A 17,262-nucleotide genomic window follows, 5' to 3' on the forward strand; every position below is an offset into this window, starting at 1 on the left:
CCGGACTCGCCGGGGTGGTGCTCGGCGGCGCGGGCGTGGTCGTGTGTGTGGGTGCCGAGGTCGTGTGTGTGGGTGAAGGGGTTGTGGGAGAAGCCGATTGCGGAGCGCGGGTAGTCGGATCCGGAGTCTTTCCCGGTGACGGTGGTGGTGTTGCCGGTGTGGTGCTCGGTGTCGTTGCCGATGATGTGGATGGCGGCGGGCTGGTGGTGGGGTCCGCGGTCCCGGATTGCGCTCCTGCTACCAGTAGCAATACCGCGACACCAGCTATACCGGCACGCAATGGAATTCGACGGCCCAATTGTTGCTGTCGACGACGCGACATGGATGAACGCCGCACTACTGCCCCCTCCGCAATCAGATTGCCAGTTCATTGCTGACGCGGGTTCAGGGTCTCATACCGTTTCTCCGTTGTCACCAGGTCGCCGCAACTGGGGATTCCGCTCGGCCTTACCGAGACGACCGGAAACCCTTGTGGCAGCGGCCATTCGCCGAGCGGAGCGGCGGACTGGGCGGCGGTAGCGCTAGTGCCGATCTCGACGCGTGGGGAACCGTCCACCGCCTTCTATGCTCGGGCTCACGAGCCGTGCACGCTGGATCAAGGTAGGTCACGACCCACTAAGTACCGGCGTATTCCGTTGTGGCAGGAAGCAACAGGGCAGGATCGGCGACCAGGCACCGTCGGCACCCACCGAAAACGTCGGTGAGCGTGCCGCCGCGGGCGAAGATGCGTTCGTGCCGTCCCGCGCGGAGAGCGCGCACCCGCACGACCTTGTGCCCCCACCGAACCGTGCCGTCGGGGCGCGAGTCGAGCAAGATCCGGCGCAGCTCCGCGCGCGGCGTCTCGGGGCGCCCGCCGGTACCGTCGTCGTCCTCGTCGAGCAGCACGGTGCCCTCTGGGCCGAGGCCGCGGACCGCCGGCTAACCCGCGGCCTCGGCGTCTCGCCGACCCGACTCGCGCAGCGCGGTGTTGTCGTCGCGGAGGCGGTCGTTGTCGGTGTGCAGGGTGGCGTTGGCGTCTTCCAGGTCGAGGATGCGGCCGATGCCCGCCAGATTCACGCCGGCGGCGGCGAGCGTGGTGATGCGCTGCAGGCGGGCGATGTCGTCACCGCTGTAGCGGCGGGTGCCGCCCTCGCTGCGGGCGGGTGTCAGCAGACCGTGGCGTTCGTAGAGCCGCAGTGTCTGCACCCCGATCCCGGCCAGGTCGGCGGCCACCGAGATCCCGTATACGGCCTGGCCCGACGGGGGTAGGTGAAATTCCTGCTGGGGCTCCTGTGGCATCGCGCTCCTGATCTCTTGGTGCTCATGAGGTTTTCTATTCTAACCACTTGCACTCATCTGTCGAGAGTGCTAAAACAAATCTATGTCAGATGACACAGGTTATCTGAACCGACGAGGAAGAATGGAGTGTGTTGGAGGTGGCGACCATGCTGATGCGTACCGATCCGTTCCGTGATCTGGACCGATTCACGCAGCAGGTGTTCGGCACAGCGGCGCGACCCGCGGTGATGCCGATGGACGCCTGGCGTGACGGTGACGAGTTCCTGGTGGAGTTCGACCTGCCGGGGATCGATCCGAAATCGCTGGATCTGGACATCGAACGCAATGTGGTGACCGTGAAGGCGGCTCGGCAGGAACTGGATTCGGGGCGTTCGATGATCGCCGCCGAACGTCCGCGCGGCGTGTTCAGCCGCCAGTTGTTCCTCGGCGAAGGTCTCGATACCGACCACATCCGGGCTGATTACACCGATGGTGTACTGCGCCTGGCGATTCCGGTCGCGGAGCAGGCCAAGCCGCGCAAGATCGAAATCGAACACGGCGAACGGCGGCAGGCGATCGACGCCTGACCGTCCGGCGCAACACCCTTCCCCGGGCGGGCTCGGTGGCCCCGGGCTCGCCCGGCCCGACGTTAGTCAGAACATCTGTGCGAGGAGGTTTCTCATGGCCATGCGCACTGCCGAACTGTGCGGTGGCATCGCGCCGGCGGTTACTCGATGAGTACCGAATCGCGAGTATTGCGAACACATCTGGAGAAGGACGCGGCGACGGCGGTACTGACCGTCGGCGGTGAAGTCGACGCCGCTTCCGTGACGCTGTTACGCGCCGGGATCGAAGAGGCGCTCGACGGCGAGCCCGAGTTGCTCGTCTTGGATCTGTCCGACGTGGGCTTCTTCGGTTCCGCGGGACTCGGCGCACTGCTGTTCGCACTGGAGGCCGTGCCGCGGCGCGAACTGCGCGTCGTCGCATCGCCCCAGGTGCGGCGACCGATCGAGGTCACGGGACTCGACCAGGTCCTTAAAGTCTTCGACACCCTGGACAATGCGCTGGCACCGGACGAAGACCCGAGCATCGCGTGAATCCGGGCCCTTTGATGCGCTTTCGAGCAGGCAGCCAGCCCAAAAAGCTCAAAAGTCGCGAAACGCCCATTTCGGTCTGATGCTCACTTAGCATGGGTCGCGGCACCCATCTGGCAGGCATTAGTGCGTCCTGCCCCCACATAGATGATGTGGCCTCTACCGGTTCACTGCTTTTCCGGAAGTGACGAACAGGAGGAATGGGAATGATCGGATCCATTGTGGGCAATACGATCGCCATGGCCGCTGCCACGGTGCTTTCCATCGCTTTTCCGATCGCGGGCTCGGTCATGGGCGCCATGTTGCTGCCCATGGCGGCGGTGATCAGTCCGTTCTTGCTCTTCGGTAGCTGAGCTTCGGCGCACTTGATGTGCGCTGGGTGCAAGTATTGGTTGCAGAGATTGCAGTAGACATCAATTCGAGCGGACTCGAGACTGAGTGCATGAACCGCAATCAGGAACCGGTGGCCGTGGGCAGGATCGTACGGCCGCGCAAGTACGGATCTCCGGACGTCCTCGAGATCGTCGAAACGCAGATACCGCAACCGGATGCCGACGGTGTCGTCGTTCAGGTGCGGGCCGCAGGAGTGAACCCCATCGATTGGAAGATCTACAGTGGTTCGTTCCACGAGGTCGACGACGACGATAAGGGCGCGGCCGGGCTCGCCGAGAACCTGCCCCGGCTCGGCCTCGAGTGCGCCGGTGTCGTCACCGCGGTCGGTTCCGCCGTGACCGAGGTGGCGGTCGGCGCCGAGGTCATCGTGTACCCGGTCACCGGCGCATACGCCGATTACGTTATGGCGCCGGCGAGTTCGCTGATCCCCAAGCCCGACGGACTGGACTGGCCTGCGGCCGGAGCCCTGATGCTGGCCGGCCTGACCGCTACGCATGCGTTGCACGCAGCGGGTGTGCACGACGGTGACACGCTGCTCGTCCACGGCGGTTCGGGCGGGGTCGGGCTGCTGGTCGTGCAGTTGGCAGTGGCGGCGGGCGCGACGGTGATCGCCACCGCCAGCGCCCGTAATCACGCACTGCTGCAACGGCTCGGCGCGATCGCGGTGACCTACGGCGCGGGTCTGCTCGACCAGGTCAGGACTGCCGCACCCGGCGCTGTCACCGCGGCGATCGACTGCGCGGGCAGCGACGAGGCGTTCGACACGTCGCTGGCGCTCGTCGCCGATCGCCAGCGCATCGTCTCGATCGCGGGCGGTGATCGTCATGTCGCTGCCGGAATCAAGGTTCTCGGCTATGGACCGGGCCAGGATGCGGGCACCGAGTTCCGCGATGCCGCCCGGGCCGGACTCGCCGCACGCGCGCGGGATTTGGAGATTCTGATCGACAGCGTCTATCCCCTCTCGGCAGCGGCGCAGGCGCATAAGGCCGGGCTCGCCGGACACGCGCCGGGCAAACTGGTGCTGATCCCGTAAGCGTCAACACCGTGGGACGGCCCCTCGCGCGACCTCGCAGCGCGAGGGGCCTTCCCTTGTGGTCGGTCAATTGCCCTGTGCCGCTTCGCTGACCGCGGCCCACTCGCGCCACAGTGCCACGCGCGCTTCGTATTCCGTGGTGACGTAGCGCAACGCCCCCTGCCCCAGCAGCAGCCGCCGCGGTGGTTTGTCGGCGTCGACGACCGCCAGCAGAGCGGATCGGGTCGCACGCGGTGCGCCGAGCGGTTGATCCGTATAGTCGATGGCCGCACGGGCCGGATCGTAAGCGGCGTTCGCCGTGGTGAATCGGGTAAGCGTGAACCCGGTGTCGTAGCTCGCGGGCTCGAGCACCGTGACGTGGATGCCGAACCCGGCGACCTCGTCGGCCAGCGACTGGGACAACCCTTCCAATGCCCACTTCGAGGCGCTGTACGCGCCGGTGTTCGCCGCGGCCAGCAGCCCCCAGACACTGGAGACCTGAATGATGTGCCCGGCTCCGCGGGCGCGCAGGAAGGGGAGTGCCGCCTGCGTAACCCACAGTGGCCCGAGCAGATTGGTCTCCAGTTCGGCTCGGATCTGCTCCTCGGTGAGCTCTTCCACCATGCCGAACTGCGCGAACCCGGCGTTGTTCACGACGACGTCGAGGTGCCCGAAATGCTGTACGGCCTGTTCGACCGCGGCGTGCACCCCGGCCCGGTCCGTCACGTCCAGCCGCAACGGCAAGAAGGTCTCCGGGAACTCGCCGATCGGCGCGGCCAGCGCCGTGAGGTCACGTGCGGTGCCCGCGACTCGATCGCCTCGTTCCAGCGCGGCTGCCGCCCACTCCCGGCCGAGCCCGCGCGAAACGCCGGTTATGAACCACACCTTGCTCATTCGATCCATCCTTTTGCCACATTCCTGAGTTAACGAACGTAAGGCTACGGTTGTTAGTTAACCGCAGGCAAGGGCTAACGTATGTAAGTTTTGTGTTGTAAGGTGAGGTGCATGGGCAAGAACGAGACTTCGGCACCTGTCCGAGCCCGCAACCCGCGCGGTGAGGGCGCGCGACTGCGGGACGAGATCGTGGCGGCGGCGGTCGCGCTGCTCGACGAAACCGGTGACGCGAGCGCCATCACCTTGCGCTCGGTCGCGCGTCGCGCGGGCATCGCGGCGCCCTCGATCTACCGGCATTTCCCGGACCAGCCCGCGATCATGCTGGCCGTGGTGCAGGATGCCTTCGGGGAGATGGCGCGACAGCTGCGTGCCGCGTTCGACGCCGCGGGCGAGTCGCCCAGGGCGCGGCTCGCGGCGGTCTGTCACGGGTATCTGGACTTCGCGCAGGCGCGACCCGGGCCGTATCGCACCATGTTCGGCGGGGTCTGGGTGCCCGATCTCGGCGACAGTTCGGTGTCGGAGCGCGAGATGTCGATTCTCGGGGACGAGAGCCTGCACCTGCTCGCCGCGGCGCTCGCCGACTGTGTCGCCGCCGGAGTCTCCAGCAGTACCGATCCGGCCGCGGACGCGGTGGCGCTGTGGCTCGGACTGCACGGGCTCGCGCATCAGCGAGTGGTCGCCCCGTCCTTTCCGTGGCCCGCGGACATCGCCGACCGTCTCATTTCCGCGCTCGCCCATCTCGGCGCGGCGTGAGGTAGCCGGGCAGGTTATTGTCCTGCCACCGATGGTGTGCACGGCGGAAGGGAAAACCCATGCGGTACAACGAATATCGGACATATGACGCAGTCGGCCTCGCGGAACTGGTGGCCAAGGGTGAAGTGCAACCGGCCGAACTGCTGCAGGTCGCACTGGACCGTTGTGCGCAGGTCGATGCCGGCATCAACGCGGTGAGCCTGCTGATGGCCGAGGCCGGACGGGCAGCGGCGGCCGCGCCGTCGGCGGGGCCCTTCGCCGGGGTGCCCTTCTTGCTCAAGGACCTGGGCCAGGATTTCGCGGGGTATCCGACCTCTGCGGGCACCGGTCCGCTGCGCAAGATCGAGGCCACCCACCACAGCATCGTGGTGCAGCGGTGGATCGATGCCGGCCTGGTCATCTTCGGCAAGACCACCACGCCCGAGTTCGGCGCCGTGGCGGTCACCGAGACCGGAACCTTCGGCGCGACCAGGAATCCCTGGGATCTCGACCGGTCGCCGGGCGGGTCGTCCGGGGGCGCGGCGGCCGCGGTCGCGGCGGGGATCGTGCCGATGGCCGGCGCCAGTGACGGCGGGGGTTCGATCCGGGTTCCCGCGGCCTGCACCGGATTGTTCGGCCTGAAGCCGGGGCGCGGGCTGGTTCCGGCCGGTCCGGACGCGGCCGAGAATATCTTCGGCGCCTCCACCAGCGGCGTGCTGTCGCGCAGTGTCCGCGACACGGCGGTCATGCTCGATGTGCTCAGTGCGCCCGATCCGGGCGGCCCGTACTTGTCCGCGCGCGCCGAGCAGCCCTACGCGACGGCGGTGAGCACCTCGCCGCGTGCGCTGCGCATCGGGTTCAGTTCCGAATCTCCCTTGGGCACAACGGTTCATGCCGAAGCCGTGCGGGCGGTCGAGCACACCGCCGCGCTGTTGGAACAGCTGGGTCATCACGTGGAGCCCGCCGCGCCGCGGATCGACGGCGAGCAGTTGGCGCACGATTTCATGACCGTGTGGACCGCCAATCTCGCGACCAAACTGGCGAAGGCCCGCCGGGTCAGCGGTGCGCCTGACTCCGCGTTCGACATCACGACCCGGGCCGCGGCGGCGGCCGGGCGCGCGCAGACCGTGACGGCCCTGCTCGAAGCGCACGAGGGCTGGAACTCCCACGGCCGAGCCCTGGCCGCATTCCACGACACCTACGATCTATGGCTCACCCCGACGATCGCCGCCCCGCCGCTGCGCATCGGCCAGACCAAACCTCCTGCGGCACTGGCGAAGATCCTCGGGGCGCTGCTGGAAGTCGGTGCGGGCCCGGCCATTACGCGCAGCCCGGTCTACCGCAGGATCGTGCGAGCCAACCTCGCCCCGGTGCCGTTCACGCCACTGGCCAACGTGACCGGCCGGCCGGCGATGAGCGTGCCGCTGCATCGCACTGCCGATGGTCTGCCACTCGGCAGTCAATTCGTCGGCGCTCTCGGCAGCGAGTTCTTGCTGCTGCAACTGGCCGCGCAACTCGAGACGGCCCAGCCGTGGGCGCAGCTCGAGCCGCCGGAGCCCGCGTAGCTACTCGGCGCGGATCATCGCAGGACCCGACGATGAGGACGCCGGGATCGGTGGAGGTGTCACCGATGTGGCACTCGGCGAAGAAGCCGAGCAGTTCGATGCGCACGAAGCCGCAGGACTGGGGCCGGGCCGGTCACCGGCGGCGGCGTTGCGCCTCGTACATCTGGGCCGCGGCATCGATTCGGGCGCGGGCCTCGATGTGCGCGACGTGGGTGCACGGGGTCGGGTCTTTCAGATTGGGCAGGACGAAGGCCAGCGGCCAGACCCACGCCAAATAGTAAGCGGGCGTGAAGAACAGCGCGGGGCCGCCGTTGATCACCTTCAGCGGCACCCCGTGCCGCTTGCGGTAGTAGATCTTGCAGACGATGATCCCGGCGGTGATGTAGGTGAGGCCGAGGATGATGCCGATGAGAGTTGCGTCCATGCCCACCACGGTGTCACCCGCGCCGCGCCGGCGGTATCGGCCGAACATGGGACATGTTGTCGCACAAGGGAATTTTGTGGTCCGATCGAATGACAGCGGCGAACGGCGGTTCAGCTGCTGGTGCGCGCGCTCCGGTCGCGTGCAGCGAGCCAATCGTGCTCGAGCACACCGAGTTCGGTGCGCGGCGGCTCGCTGTAGCACCATTCGCGGGCGATCCGGTGCCAGTTGCCTGCGGCGCGCAGCTTGCCGAGCAGCGCGAGGGTGCCGTACTCGACGCGCCGCGCGAATGCGTGTTCGGCGGGCGCGTATTCGCGTCGCCACTGGTCGAAATAGCCGCGGCGCGGGTCGACGAAGGTGAGAACGGCATACGGCGCGGCGTCCTCGGCGATCCGGATCTCGGCGTCGGTGAGCAGCCAGCCGGAGACCTCGTAGAACAGGCGCAGGCATTCGTCCGCGGTTGCGGGCGAATCCTGTTCCAGCACGCCGTATTCCGTGAGCAGATCGCGTAGGTCGGCACCGCGATGTTCGGCGGCGGCGCGGACGCAGTCCAGCTCGAATTCGACCGCGGTGTCGTCCATGTGCTTGAACAAGCCGAAGTCTAGAAAGGCGACTTTGCCGTCGGCGGCCAGCAGGATGTTGCCCGGATGCGGGTCACCGGAGAAGCAGTGCTCGCGCGCCATCGTGCCGACATAGAAGCGGAACACGATCTCCCCGATGCGATCACGGTCCGCATCGGGCAACGCAACGATCTCGTCGAAGCGCCGCCCCTCGACGAGCTCGGTGACCAGAACCCGGGCCGTGCACAGCTCCTGCACCACCTCGGGAATGCGGATGAACGGGTGATCGCGATAGCTGTCGGCGACGATCCGATGGTGCGCGGCCTCGGCGCGATAGTCGGTCTCGTCGGCGAAATGCGTGGTGAGTTCCCGAAATAGCGCGTGGTCGGCGACCGCGGGCGCGATCGTGCGCAGCATCCGCAATACCAGGCCGAGATTCTTCAGGTCCGCCCGGATCGCGACATCGATCCCCGGATACTGCACCTTGACCGCCACCATACGACCGTCGTGCAGGCGCGCGCGGTAGACCTGGCCGATCGAGGCGGTGCCGATCGGGGCGGCATCGAACTCCTCGAACACCTCCGCGAGCGGACGGCCATAGTCGGTTTCGAGTACCGTGCGCATACGTTCGAACGGAAGGCTCGGTGCCTGGTCGTAGAGTGCGGCGAGTTTGCGTTGGAACCGTTCGCGCTGGGGCGGCGGCATGGTCTCGATGCCGAACGCGGCGAGCAGGTCGAACATCGACAGCAATTGGCCTGCCTTCATGGCCAGGCCCTTCATGCTGCCCAGTACGGACACGATGTCCTCGGCCGCATCGGCCAGCGCCCGTTCGGTGCGCGCGACGCGTTCCGCGTCGGTGTCGCCGACCATCGACAGCGTCACACCGGCACCCCGAACCGCCTGTCCGGCAACGAGTTTGCCGAAGGTGGCGCCGCGTCGCACCCGTGAGGTGGGGATGTTCTTCGCCATCGCACGACCTTCCCGTCGGCTAGTTCTTCGCCTGGTCGGCCGGTTGCAGGCCGGGTGTGAGCACGGCGAGCACGGTTTCGGTGTAACCGGCGCGGTCCGCTTCGCCACCGCCTTGCAGGGTGCGCATCACCGGCGGGATGGTCAGCGCCATCAGCATCCACGCGACATCGGTGGTGTGCACGTCGGCGCGGAGTACGCCGGCGTCGACGGCGCGGGTCAGGAAGCGATCCACGGTCGCGGCCAGAATCCCGCCGAGACCGAGCAGGCGGGTGTTGAGTTCGTCATCGATGCCGGGCAGTTCGAACAGCAGCGCCTGCATCAGGGCGGGATCGGATTCGGCGATCCGGCACATCCGCTCGACCGCGCCGGACCAGGTCCGCGCCAGCCAGTCGACGGTGATCTCGCGCTGCACCGGCTCGAGCACGAACACGTCGCCCGCGATCTCGGTGAGAATCCGGTCGAGGCCATAGTCGACCACCTCGTCGAGGATGGCGCGCTTGCTGTCGAAGTAGCGGTAGAAGGTGCCGTACCCGATGCCGACCTCGGCGGTGATGTCGGCGGTCGAGGCCGCGGCATAGCCCTTCGTGGTGAACACGTGATAGGCGGCGGCGATCAGCTCGCGCCTGCGTCGCTCCGTGTTCTGGTGGTCACGTGGCCGGCCCGGGCCGCGGCCGCGTTTGGCAGGTTCGGTCATCCAGCACATCGTATGCGGGCTGGTCGTGCCGCCCGCCGAACATCGCCGTCACGTCGGGTCTTGCGCTACTGTCTGAGACAGATTATTTTGATGACATGGCCGTCGCCTAATTGACGGCTGGTGGATCTGCTCTTTCGCGCACGGACGACACAGGAGTCGCGCCATGATCTCGGTACTTCTAGCGGTAATTCCACGACCGGGTCGTCGGTCATGACGACGGTGGTGGTGACGGGGGCGGGCAGCGGCATCGGACGGGCGACCACTGCGCGGTTCGCTGGGCGCGGCGCGACCGTGGTCGTCGCCGACATCGATGAGCGCGGCGGGAAGGAGACCGTCGCGTTGGTGCGCGCGGCGGGCGGCCGGGCGGAGTTCTATCCGCTCGACGTCGCCGATGCCACCGCCCTTGCGGAATTCGCCGCACAGGTCGCGCGGGACCACGGCGTCCCTGATGTGGTCGTCAACAACGCGGGAATCCTGATCTCCGGCGGATTTCTCGAACAGAGCGGGGACGACTGGCGGCGGATGATCGCGATCAACATGATGGGCCCGCTGCTGGGTTCGCGACTGTTCGTGCAGCAGATGGTCGATGCGGGCAAGCGCGGCGCCATCGTCAATATCTGCTCCGTGGGGGCGTTTCTGCCGACCTCGCTCGCTCCGTCCTATGTGACCGCGAAGGCGGGTGCGTGGATGGGCACGCAGGCGTTGCGTGCCGAATTCGCCGGACGCGGTATCCGGGTGAGCGCCGTATGCCCGGGATTGATCGATACCGAGCTGTCCGCGAACGGGACGCGGGCGGGTGCCGACGCGCGCGCGACGGCCGACTGGGCCTCGAAACTCGCACGCGGACAACTGATCTTCGGCCGGTCGCCGGATCGGGTCGCCGCCGCGGTCGAACGCGCGGTGCGCTGGAATCTGTCGACCGTGCCGGTCGGGGTCGAGGCCTGGGCCGGCTGGTACCTGGCGCGCTTGTCGCCAGGGGTGCTACGTGGCGTGACCGGTCTGGCGCAGATGCCGTTGGCGGAAAAGGCGGTCGAGCTGTCGGATCGGGTACTGGGCGGCAGGCGATGAGAACAGCGATCGTGACCGGCGGCGGCGCGGGCATCGGGCGCGAAACCGCGCTGCTGCTGGCCCGCAACGGATATCGCGTGGTGATCGCCGATATCGATGCCGACAGTGCGCACGCGGTGGCCGACGAGATCGTCGCTACAGGCGGGCGAGCCCAGCCGTATCGGCTCGACGTGGCCAGCGAGGCCCAGTGGGACAGGTGCGCCGAGTGGGTCAGCGGCGAATTCGGCCCGGCCCATGTGCTGGTGAACAACGCGGGCGTGATGGATACCGGCGGGTTCTTCGAAACCACTGCGGCACAATGGCAGCGCACCGTGGACATCGACCTGATGAGCGTGATCTACGGCTCCCGTGTATTCGCCCGGCAGATGATCGACGCCGGTATTCCCGGCCATATCGTCAACGTTTCGTCGGGCGCGGCCTTCTTCCCGGCGAAGTACATCCCCGCCTACGCGACCGCGAAGGCCGCGGTATTGATGGCGACCCAGGCGTTGCGAGTCGAGCTGCGGCCAAAGGGCATCGGCGTGAGCGCGATCTGTCCCGGCGCGATCCGGACCGATCTGCTCGCCCATGGTGAGCGCGCGGGACTCGACGCGCCCCGGCAGGCGGCCTGGCGCGCAGAGATCGGGCGGGTCCAAGGACTGGCGTTCGCCGGACCGGACAAGGTCGCGCGAGCCATCGAGCGGGCGATCCGGCGCAATCACGCGATCGTGCCGGTGAACCCCGAAGCGTGGCTCGGTTACGGCGCGTTCCGCCTCTCGCCCAGCCTGACTCGCGTGCTGGGCAGCGTCGGTTCGTTCGCGCTCGCCGACCGGATGCTGTCCCGATTGCAGCCTGTGCTGCACCGAATCACGAAGTGAGGCAAGGTATGGACGAGACAGCAGCGCGGTTGTACGAGGTCGCCGTGATCGGGGCGGGCCCGGGCGGTATCGCGGCGGGTGTGAAACTGCGCCGGGCGGGCATCGAGGACTTCGTCGTGCTGGAACGTTCCGACGAGGTCGGCGGCAGCTGGCACGAGAACCACTATCCGGGGCTCGGCGTCGATGTTCCGGCGCTGGCCTACCAGTATTCCTTCGCCCGAAAAGCCGACTGGAGCAGGGTCTTTCCGCATGGCGCGGAGGTCGAGCAGTACCACATCGATGTGGCACGGCGCTTCGGCGTGCGTGATCGAGTGCGGTTCGGCGCCGAGGTCGAGCGGGAGGAGTGGGACGAGCACGCAGGCTACTGGCGGTTGTTGCTGGCCGACGGGTCCACTATCAGTGCCCGATTCGTGATCAGCGCGGTGGGCGCGTTCGTCCGGCCGAAGGCCGAGGTGGGCATTGCCGGTGTGCCGACCTTCAAGGGGAAGATCCTGCACCCCAGCAGCTGGGATCACGACTACGACCTGTCGGGCAAGACGGTGGGCATCATCGGCACCGGTGCCAGTGCGGTGCAGATCATTCCGTCCATCGCACCGGCGGTCGGCAAGCTGACGGTGTTCCAGCGCACCCCGGTCTGGTCGTTGCCGAAGCCCGATTTTCGTGTTCCGGTTGCGTTGCAACGGGTCCTGGCAGTACCGGGAATTCAGCCCGTGCTGCACGGCGGTGCGCTGGTGGTGATCGATCTCGCGTTGCGTGCCGTGGTCGGGTTGCCAAGGGGCGTGGTGCATCCGGCGATGGACCGCTTCGATGCCGCCTGCCTGGCGCTGTACCGGCGCTATCTGGCGCGCGTGGTCACCGACGTGCCGACCCGAGCGGCGCTGACGCCGGACTTCGGCCCGGTGGCGAAGCGGCCCACCCTGTCGAACAGCTACCTGCGGGCCTACAACCGGGACAACGTGGTGTTGGTGACGGCGCCGATCGAGAAGATCACGCGAACGGGAGTTCGTACCGGCGACAAGACGTTGCATCGGTTGGACGCCCTCATTATGGCCACCGGTTACGAGGTCTTCTCCGACCCTGAGACCTATCGACCGGGAACCATACTGGGCCGCAACGGATTCGACCTGGCCAAGTTCTACCGTGAAGAAGGCCTGCAGGCCTATCAGAGCGTGTCGGTGCACGGTCTGCCGAACCGGTGGACCCTGGTCGGCCCGTACTCCTGGACCGGTTCGGGGTGGCATGCGTTCGTGGAGATGACCGCCGACCACGCCGTGCGCGCGATCGCGGAGACGCGCAGGCGTGGTGCGCTCTGGTGCGAGGTGCGCAAAGAAGCCGCGGACGCGTATCACCGGACGGTGCACCGGCGCGGCGAATCGTTGCGCTACTACCTGGCCGAACTCAACGGCCATGTGCCGACCTACTATCGGAACTCGCAGGGCGACACCACCTATGTCCGGCCCTCCGGATTCTTCGAGGCGCGGCGTGGCAACCGCCGGTTTCCGCTCGACGACTACCGGTACGAGATCCAGGCCCCGGCGGGAGTTTCGGCATGACCGGCGCGGCGGCCGCGGTGCAGGTCGAGTTCGCCGGCCGGGCCAGCCTTCGGCTGCGGGTCGCACACGCCCTTTCGCGTGCCACGCTGCGTCCGGCGATCGACGGGCTGTGCGTTCTCGCCGAAAGCGCACCGTTGCGCGGCACTCGGGCGTTCCGAATCGCCAATCTCGCGGACCTGCTGGCCATTCCGCTGCGTCCGGCACGGGGCACCAGGCGTCGCGCGGTGCACTTTCCGGACTTTCGCGCCGAATGGCTTTGGCACCGCGATGATCCGGGTCCCGACGACACCGCGCGGGGCGCGGCGATCCTCTACTTTCACGGCGGCGGGTTCCTGGCAGGCGGGCTGCACAGCCATCGCCGGCTGGCCGCGCGGATCGCGCGCGCGACAGGTGTCGCGCTGCTGAACGTGGACTACCGCCAATTACCCAAGGGCCATTTCACCGATACGGTCGACGACGCGGTCGCCGCCTACCGCTACCTGCTCGATCGCGGGTTCGCCCCCGAGCGCGTTGTCTTCGCCGGTGATTCGGCGGGCGGTGGATTGACCTTCGCGGCCGCGCTCGCCGCCCGGGCTCGGGCGCTGCCACTACCTGCCGCCATCGCCGCGATCGCACCGTTCGCCGACCTCGACCCGGCGATCCGGCGGGCGCACCCGAACGATCGGCACGACGCGCTGCTGTCGGCCCGGGCGCTGGCGGTGCCCGCGCTGCTCGGCTTCGCCCGCGACGGGGTGCTCGATCCGCTGTGGTCGCCGATCAACCACGACTTCACCGGCATGCCACCGACATTGATCCAGGTGAGCAACCGCGAGGTGCTGCTGCCCGACGCCGAGGCACTGGCCCGGTGCTGCGCCACGGCGGGCGTGCCGCACACATTGCAGATCTGGGACAACGCGATCCACGTATTCCACGCGGGCGCGGACGTGCTGCCGGATGCCCGTGCCGCGGTCGCCGAGCTGGGCGCCTTCCTGCGATGCGCGCTCGACACCGCGGCCGCCGAGCGCGGTACCGACCGGACCACCGCGGCCTGAACGGCCGCATGACCACGAGCAGGTTCTCATGAGTTCTACCAGCACACCCGATTACGACGTGCTCGTCATCGGTGCCGGTTTCGGCGGCCTGGGCACCGGCGCCGCGCTGCGCCGGGCGGGCGTCGACAACTTCCTGATCATCGACAAATGGCAGCGTGTCGGCGGCACCTGGAATGCCAACACCTATCCCGGTGTGGCCGTGGATGTTCCGTCGCCGATCTACAACTTCTCGTTCCAGCAGCGCTCCCGGTGGTCCCGGTTCTTCGCGCCCGGCGCCGAAATCCAGCGTTACGCCGAGGAAGTGGCGGATCGGCAGGGGTTGCGGGACAAACTGCGCCTCGGCTGCGGTGCGGTGCGGGCGCGGTTCGACGAGTCCGCCGATCAGTGGCGGGTGCTGACCACCGACGGTGACGAGATCTCGGCCCGCTTTGTGGTGAGCGCCGTCGGTGCGCTCGAACAGCCCAAGCCACCCGCCATTGCGGGACTCGATCGGTACACGGGCACGCTCATGCACACCGCGCGCTGGGATCACTCCTACGATTACCGCGGCAAACGCGTCGCGGTGATCGGCACCGGAGCGACCGCGCTGCAGGTGATTCCGCGGCTGGCCGAACAGGTCGCGCAGCTCACGGTCTTTCAGCGAACCGCCATCTGGGTGGCGCCCAAACCAGACTTCGCACTCGGTCGGCTCGGTCATCGAGCACTGGACTTTCCGCCGACCCAGCAGGCGGTCCGGCTGGTCGGCAACGTCGCCGTGAACGCGTTCCTCGGGATCGGCCTGGCGCTGTCGGACTATCCGCGCCTGACCTCGGCGGTGCTCGGCGCGGGTGAAGCGGCGCTGAAGGCCTACCTGTTCACCCAGGTGCGTGATCGTGCCCTGTGCCGCGACCTCACCCCTACCTATCGGCTGGGTTGCAAACGTCCCTCGATTTCCAACAACTATTTCAAGACCTACACCCGGCCCCACGTGGACCTGGTCACCACGCCGATCGAACGCTGCACCGAACACGGCATCGTCACCGCGGACGGCACGCACCGCGAGTTCGACATGGTGGTGACCGCCACCGGATTCCAGGTGATGGACAAGGGCGCCACTCCGCCGTATCCCGTATACGGCTGTGGTGGGACCGAATTGGGGGAGTACTGGGACACCCACCGGTACCAGGCTTACGAAGGGGTGTCGGTGCCCGGATTCCCCAACCTGTTCCACATTTTCGGACCCTACGGTTATGCGCCGGGTTCGGTGATCCCGCTCATCGAAGCCACCGCCGCGCACAGCAGCCGGGTGATCGCCGAGGCGTTGCGTCGCGGCGCCACGCGCGCCGAGATCCGCCGGGAGCCGCACGAGGAATACTTCGCCCGCATGTATGCCCGCAACAAGAACACCTATCTGTTCAAGCAGGGCTGTGCGGAATCGCGCACATACTACATCAACTATCAGGGCGACGGGCCGGCCTTCCGGGCGACCACCCAGCTCGGAATGTATTGGAGCAACCGGCATTTCCCGCTCGACCACTATCGGTACACGACTTCCCGGACGGTGCCTGCCGGCGCGGCCGCCCCGTCGCGCCAGAGCGTCACGCACTGAGCCCAATCCAGCATCGGAGACGATCATGAGTATCACCTCGTTCCTGCACACTCAACACGCCGCGGCGGCACCGGTCGATGACTCCGTCTTCGACACGGCCGCACTGGTTTTCACCGTCGAGCGGGTCGTGGACGCGCCCCGCTGGGCGGTCTGGACCGCACTGGACGATGATCAGGCCTGGCGCTGGCTGCCGATCCCGTGCGTGGGCGTGCGTTACGACTCCGCCGAGCGTGGGGCGGGTGTGATCCGCGAAATGGGATCGGTGTTCGATCCGCTGCGGTTGCTGTGGGTGGAGCGTGAACGGTTCTGGCGGTATGAGCCGGGCCATCGCATCACCTTCGGTGTGGTGAGCGCGAACTGGATGCAGTACCTGCTGGTTCGGCAGTACGCCGAGGATATGACCTTCACCGATGTCGACGCCGATCGGACCAAGGTGGTGTGGACGGTCGCGGTCACCCCGCGCCTGCCGCTGCGCTTCGCCACCTGGTTCCCGCCGCTGTGGCGGGCCGCCTACCGGCTCGGCGGCGTCGGACCGCTGTTCCAGCGTCGTGTCGCGCAAGTCGCGCAGACGGGCCTGCCGCCGACGCGGGCGCTCTCCACCAACGGCCGAACCGTTGTCGAAGCTGCCGGCCGTCGCGCCGAAGAGGACGTCAAGTGAGCGAGAACAACAGCATTGCACCGCAATACGAGGTCGTGGTGATCGGGGCGGGCATCGGCGGCATCTGCGCCGGGGTGAAGCTGCAAGAGATCGGGATCGATGATTTCCTGATCGTCGACCGCGTCGGCGGATTGGGCGGGACCTGGTACAGCCACAGCTATCCCGACGCCGGTTGCGATATTCCGAGCACCACCTACCAGTTCTCGTTCGCCCGCAAACCCGACTGGGATCGGCTGTTCGCCAAGCGCGATCAGATCCTCGAATACCTGCGGGAGGTCGCCGCCGACCACGATCTCCCGCGCCGAATGCGGTTCCACACCACCATAGTTCGTGAGGAATGGGACGACCGCGATGCGCTCTGGCGGCTGTACGTCGACTCCGGTGAGGTGATCACGGCCCGGTTCGTGATCAGTGCCGTCGGCGCCTACATCAACGCGAAGACCACACCGGACATCCCTGGACTGGCCTGCTATGCGGGGGTTTCCATGCATCCGGCGGCTTGGAACCACGACTACGACTTCACCGGAAAACGGGTGGCCATCATCGGCGTCGGCGCCAGCACGATGCAGATCGCGCCGAAACTCGCCGGTCAGGTCGAACGCCTGGACATCTACCAGCGCACCCCGCAGGTCTATCTGCCGAAGCCGGACTTCGTCCTGCGGCCGTGGATGCAGCGGATGCTCGCGCTGCCGGGTGGTTCGGCGCTCGTCAACGGGCTCGCGCAGGGCGTGATCGACTCGGCGCTGCGGGTGGCGGTGTTCACCCCCGCGCCGCTGTGGCGGCTCGGCGCGCGCTTGGTCGATGCGCTCGGCCGCAGCGCTTACGCCGGTTGGGTGCGAATCAAGGTGCGGAACAAGGAGATCCGCAAACAGCTGCGGCCGGACTTCGGCATCGTGTGCATCCGCGGCGGCGCGGG

At 67.5% G+C, this 17,262-nt stretch carries 20 protein-coding genes; 13 read left to right on the forward strand and 7 right to left on the reverse strand.

The features are described from left to right. The 3 genes from NBRGI_RS49525 to NBRGI_RS42360 all read right to left on the reverse strand — a co-directional run. Nucleotides 1-371: hypothetical protein (locus NBRGI_RS49525; protein WP_235211295.1), on the reverse strand; the 371-nt coding region annotated here is incomplete at its 3' end. Nucleotides 372-615: 244 nt separating this feature from the next. Continuing rightward, nucleotides 616-885: a hypothetical protein gene (locus tag NBRGI_RS44820; RefSeq protein ID WP_029903869.1), complete on the reverse strand. Its 270-nt coding sequence runs from the start codon at nt 883-885 to the stop codon at nt 616-618. 33 nt (nt 886-918) lie between these two features. Continuing rightward, complete coding sequence (locus NBRGI_RS42360; RefSeq protein ID WP_029903870.1) at nt 919-1,278, reverse strand: MerR family transcriptional regulator; 360 nt, start codon at nt 1,276-1,278, stop codon at nt 919-921. Between the two features lie 146 nt (nt 1,279-1,424). Here NBRGI_RS42360 and NBRGI_RS42365 point away from each other — a divergent pair, with 146 nt between their 5' ends. The 4 genes from NBRGI_RS42365 (at nt 1,425) to NBRGI_RS42380 (ending at nt 3,777) form a co-directional block, all read left to right on the forward strand. Continuing rightward, on the forward strand, nt 1,425-1,844 hold the full coding sequence (locus NBRGI_RS42365) for an Hsp20/alpha crystallin family protein (protein ID WP_029903872.1): 420 nt from the start codon (nt 1,425-1,427) through the stop codon (nt 1,842-1,844). A 147-nt stretch (nt 1,845-1,991) separates the two neighbouring features. Further along, complete coding sequence (locus tag NBRGI_RS42370) at nt 1,992-2,354, forward strand: STAS domain-containing protein (protein WP_029903874.1); 363 nt, start codon at nt 1,992-1,994, stop codon at nt 2,352-2,354. Nucleotides 2,355-2,557: 203 nt separating this feature from the next. Further along, on the forward strand, nt 2,558-2,704 hold the full coding sequence (locus NBRGI_RS48440) for a hypothetical protein (RefSeq protein ID WP_158440032.1): 147 nt from the start codon (nt 2,558-2,560) through the stop codon (nt 2,702-2,704). An 89-nt stretch (nt 2,705-2,793) separates the two neighbouring features. After that, the gene (locus tag NBRGI_RS42380; RefSeq protein ID WP_051728456.1) at nt 2,794-3,777 is read left to right on the forward strand and encodes an NADP-dependent oxidoreductase; all 984 of its coding nucleotides are present in this window, start codon (nt 2,794-2,796) and stop codon (nt 3,775-3,777) included. A gap of 66 nt (nt 3,778-3,843) precedes the next feature. On the opposite strand, the gene NBRGI_RS42385 is transcribed toward NBRGI_RS42380, so the two are convergent. Continuing rightward, entirely contained in the window at nt 3,844-4,650 is an 807-nt protein-coding gene (locus NBRGI_RS42385; RefSeq protein WP_029903878.1) for an SDR family NAD(P)-dependent oxidoreductase, read from the reverse strand. Between the two features lie 111 nt (nt 4,651-4,761). Here NBRGI_RS42385 and NBRGI_RS42390 point away from each other — a divergent pair, with 111 nt between their 5' ends. After that, entirely contained in the window at nt 4,762-5,403 is a 642-nt protein-coding gene (locus tag NBRGI_RS42390; protein WP_029903880.1) for a TetR/AcrR family transcriptional regulator, read from the forward strand. A gap of 59 nt (nt 5,404-5,462) precedes the next feature. Further along, nucleotides 5,463-6,947, forward strand: a complete 1,485-nt coding sequence (locus NBRGI_RS42395; protein WP_029903882.1) for an amidase — start codon at nt 5,463-5,465, stop codon at nt 6,945-6,947. Between the two features lie 133 nt (nt 6,948-7,080). On the opposite strand, the gene NBRGI_RS42400 is transcribed toward NBRGI_RS42395, so the two are convergent. The 3 genes from NBRGI_RS42400 to NBRGI_RS44825 form a co-directional block, all read right to left on the reverse strand. Next, complete coding sequence (locus NBRGI_RS42400; RefSeq protein WP_148311177.1) at nt 7,081-7,371, reverse strand: hypothetical protein; 291 nt, start codon at nt 7,369-7,371, stop codon at nt 7,081-7,083. A 110-nt stretch (nt 7,372-7,481) separates the two neighbouring features. Then, nucleotides 7,482-8,897, reverse strand: a complete 1,416-nt coding sequence (locus NBRGI_RS42405; RefSeq protein WP_029903886.1) for an ABC1 kinase family protein — start codon at nt 8,895-8,897, stop codon at nt 7,482-7,484. A gap of 19 nt (nt 8,898-8,916) precedes the next feature. Then, entirely contained in the window at nt 8,917-9,591 is a 675-nt protein-coding gene (locus tag NBRGI_RS44825; RefSeq protein WP_036562907.1) for a TetR/AcrR family transcriptional regulator, read from the reverse strand. A gap of 210 nt (nt 9,592-9,801) precedes the next feature. Between NBRGI_RS44825 and NBRGI_RS42415 the strand changes: the two genes are divergently transcribed. The 7 genes from NBRGI_RS42415 to NBRGI_RS42445 all read left to right on the forward strand — a co-directional run. Then, the gene (locus NBRGI_RS42415) at nt 9,802-10,659 is read left to right on the forward strand and encodes an SDR family NAD(P)-dependent oxidoreductase (protein ID WP_029903890.1); all 858 of its coding nucleotides are present in this window, start codon (nt 9,802-9,804) and stop codon (nt 10,657-10,659) included. Continuing rightward, nucleotides 10,656-11,516, forward strand: coding sequence for an SDR family NAD(P)-dependent oxidoreductase (locus NBRGI_RS42420; RefSeq protein WP_029903892.1), 861 nt, complete (start codon nt 10,656-10,658; stop codon nt 11,514-11,516). Before NBRGI_RS42415 ends, NBRGI_RS42420 begins: the two co-directional genes overlap by 4 nt. 8 nt (nt 11,517-11,524) lie before the next feature. Then, nucleotides 11,525-13,069 (forward strand): flavin-containing monooxygenase, encoded by a 1,545-nt coding sequence (locus tag NBRGI_RS42425; protein ID WP_029903894.1) that lies wholly within the window; start codon nt 11,525-11,527, stop codon nt 13,067-13,069. After that, nucleotides 13,066-14,100: an alpha/beta hydrolase gene (locus NBRGI_RS42430; RefSeq protein WP_029903895.1), complete on the forward strand. Its 1,035-nt coding sequence runs from the start codon at nt 13,066-13,068 to the stop codon at nt 14,098-14,100. The genes NBRGI_RS42425 and NBRGI_RS42430 overlap by 4 nt, the downstream gene beginning before the upstream one ends. A gap of 28 nt (nt 14,101-14,128) precedes the next feature. Continuing rightward, nucleotides 14,129-15,688 (forward strand): flavin-containing monooxygenase, encoded by a 1,560-nt coding sequence (locus NBRGI_RS42435; RefSeq protein WP_029903896.1) that lies wholly within the window; start codon nt 14,129-14,131, stop codon nt 15,686-15,688. Between the two features lie 25 nt (nt 15,689-15,713). After that, the gene (locus NBRGI_RS42440; protein ID WP_051728457.1) at nt 15,714-16,346 is read left to right on the forward strand and encodes an SRPBCC family protein; all 633 of its coding nucleotides are present in this window, start codon (nt 15,714-15,716) and stop codon (nt 16,344-16,346) included. After that, the coding region (locus tag NBRGI_RS42445) for a flavin-containing monooxygenase (protein ID WP_029903898.1) at nt 16,343-17,262 on the forward strand (920 nt) is incomplete at its 3' end. The genes NBRGI_RS42440 and NBRGI_RS42445, both read left to right, overlap by 4 nt.

It is taken from the genome of Nocardia brasiliensis IFM 10847 (assembly GCF_000710915.1).
GTDB lineage: Bacteria > Actinomycetota > Actinomycetes > Mycobacteriales > Mycobacteriaceae > Nocardia > Nocardia brasiliensis_A.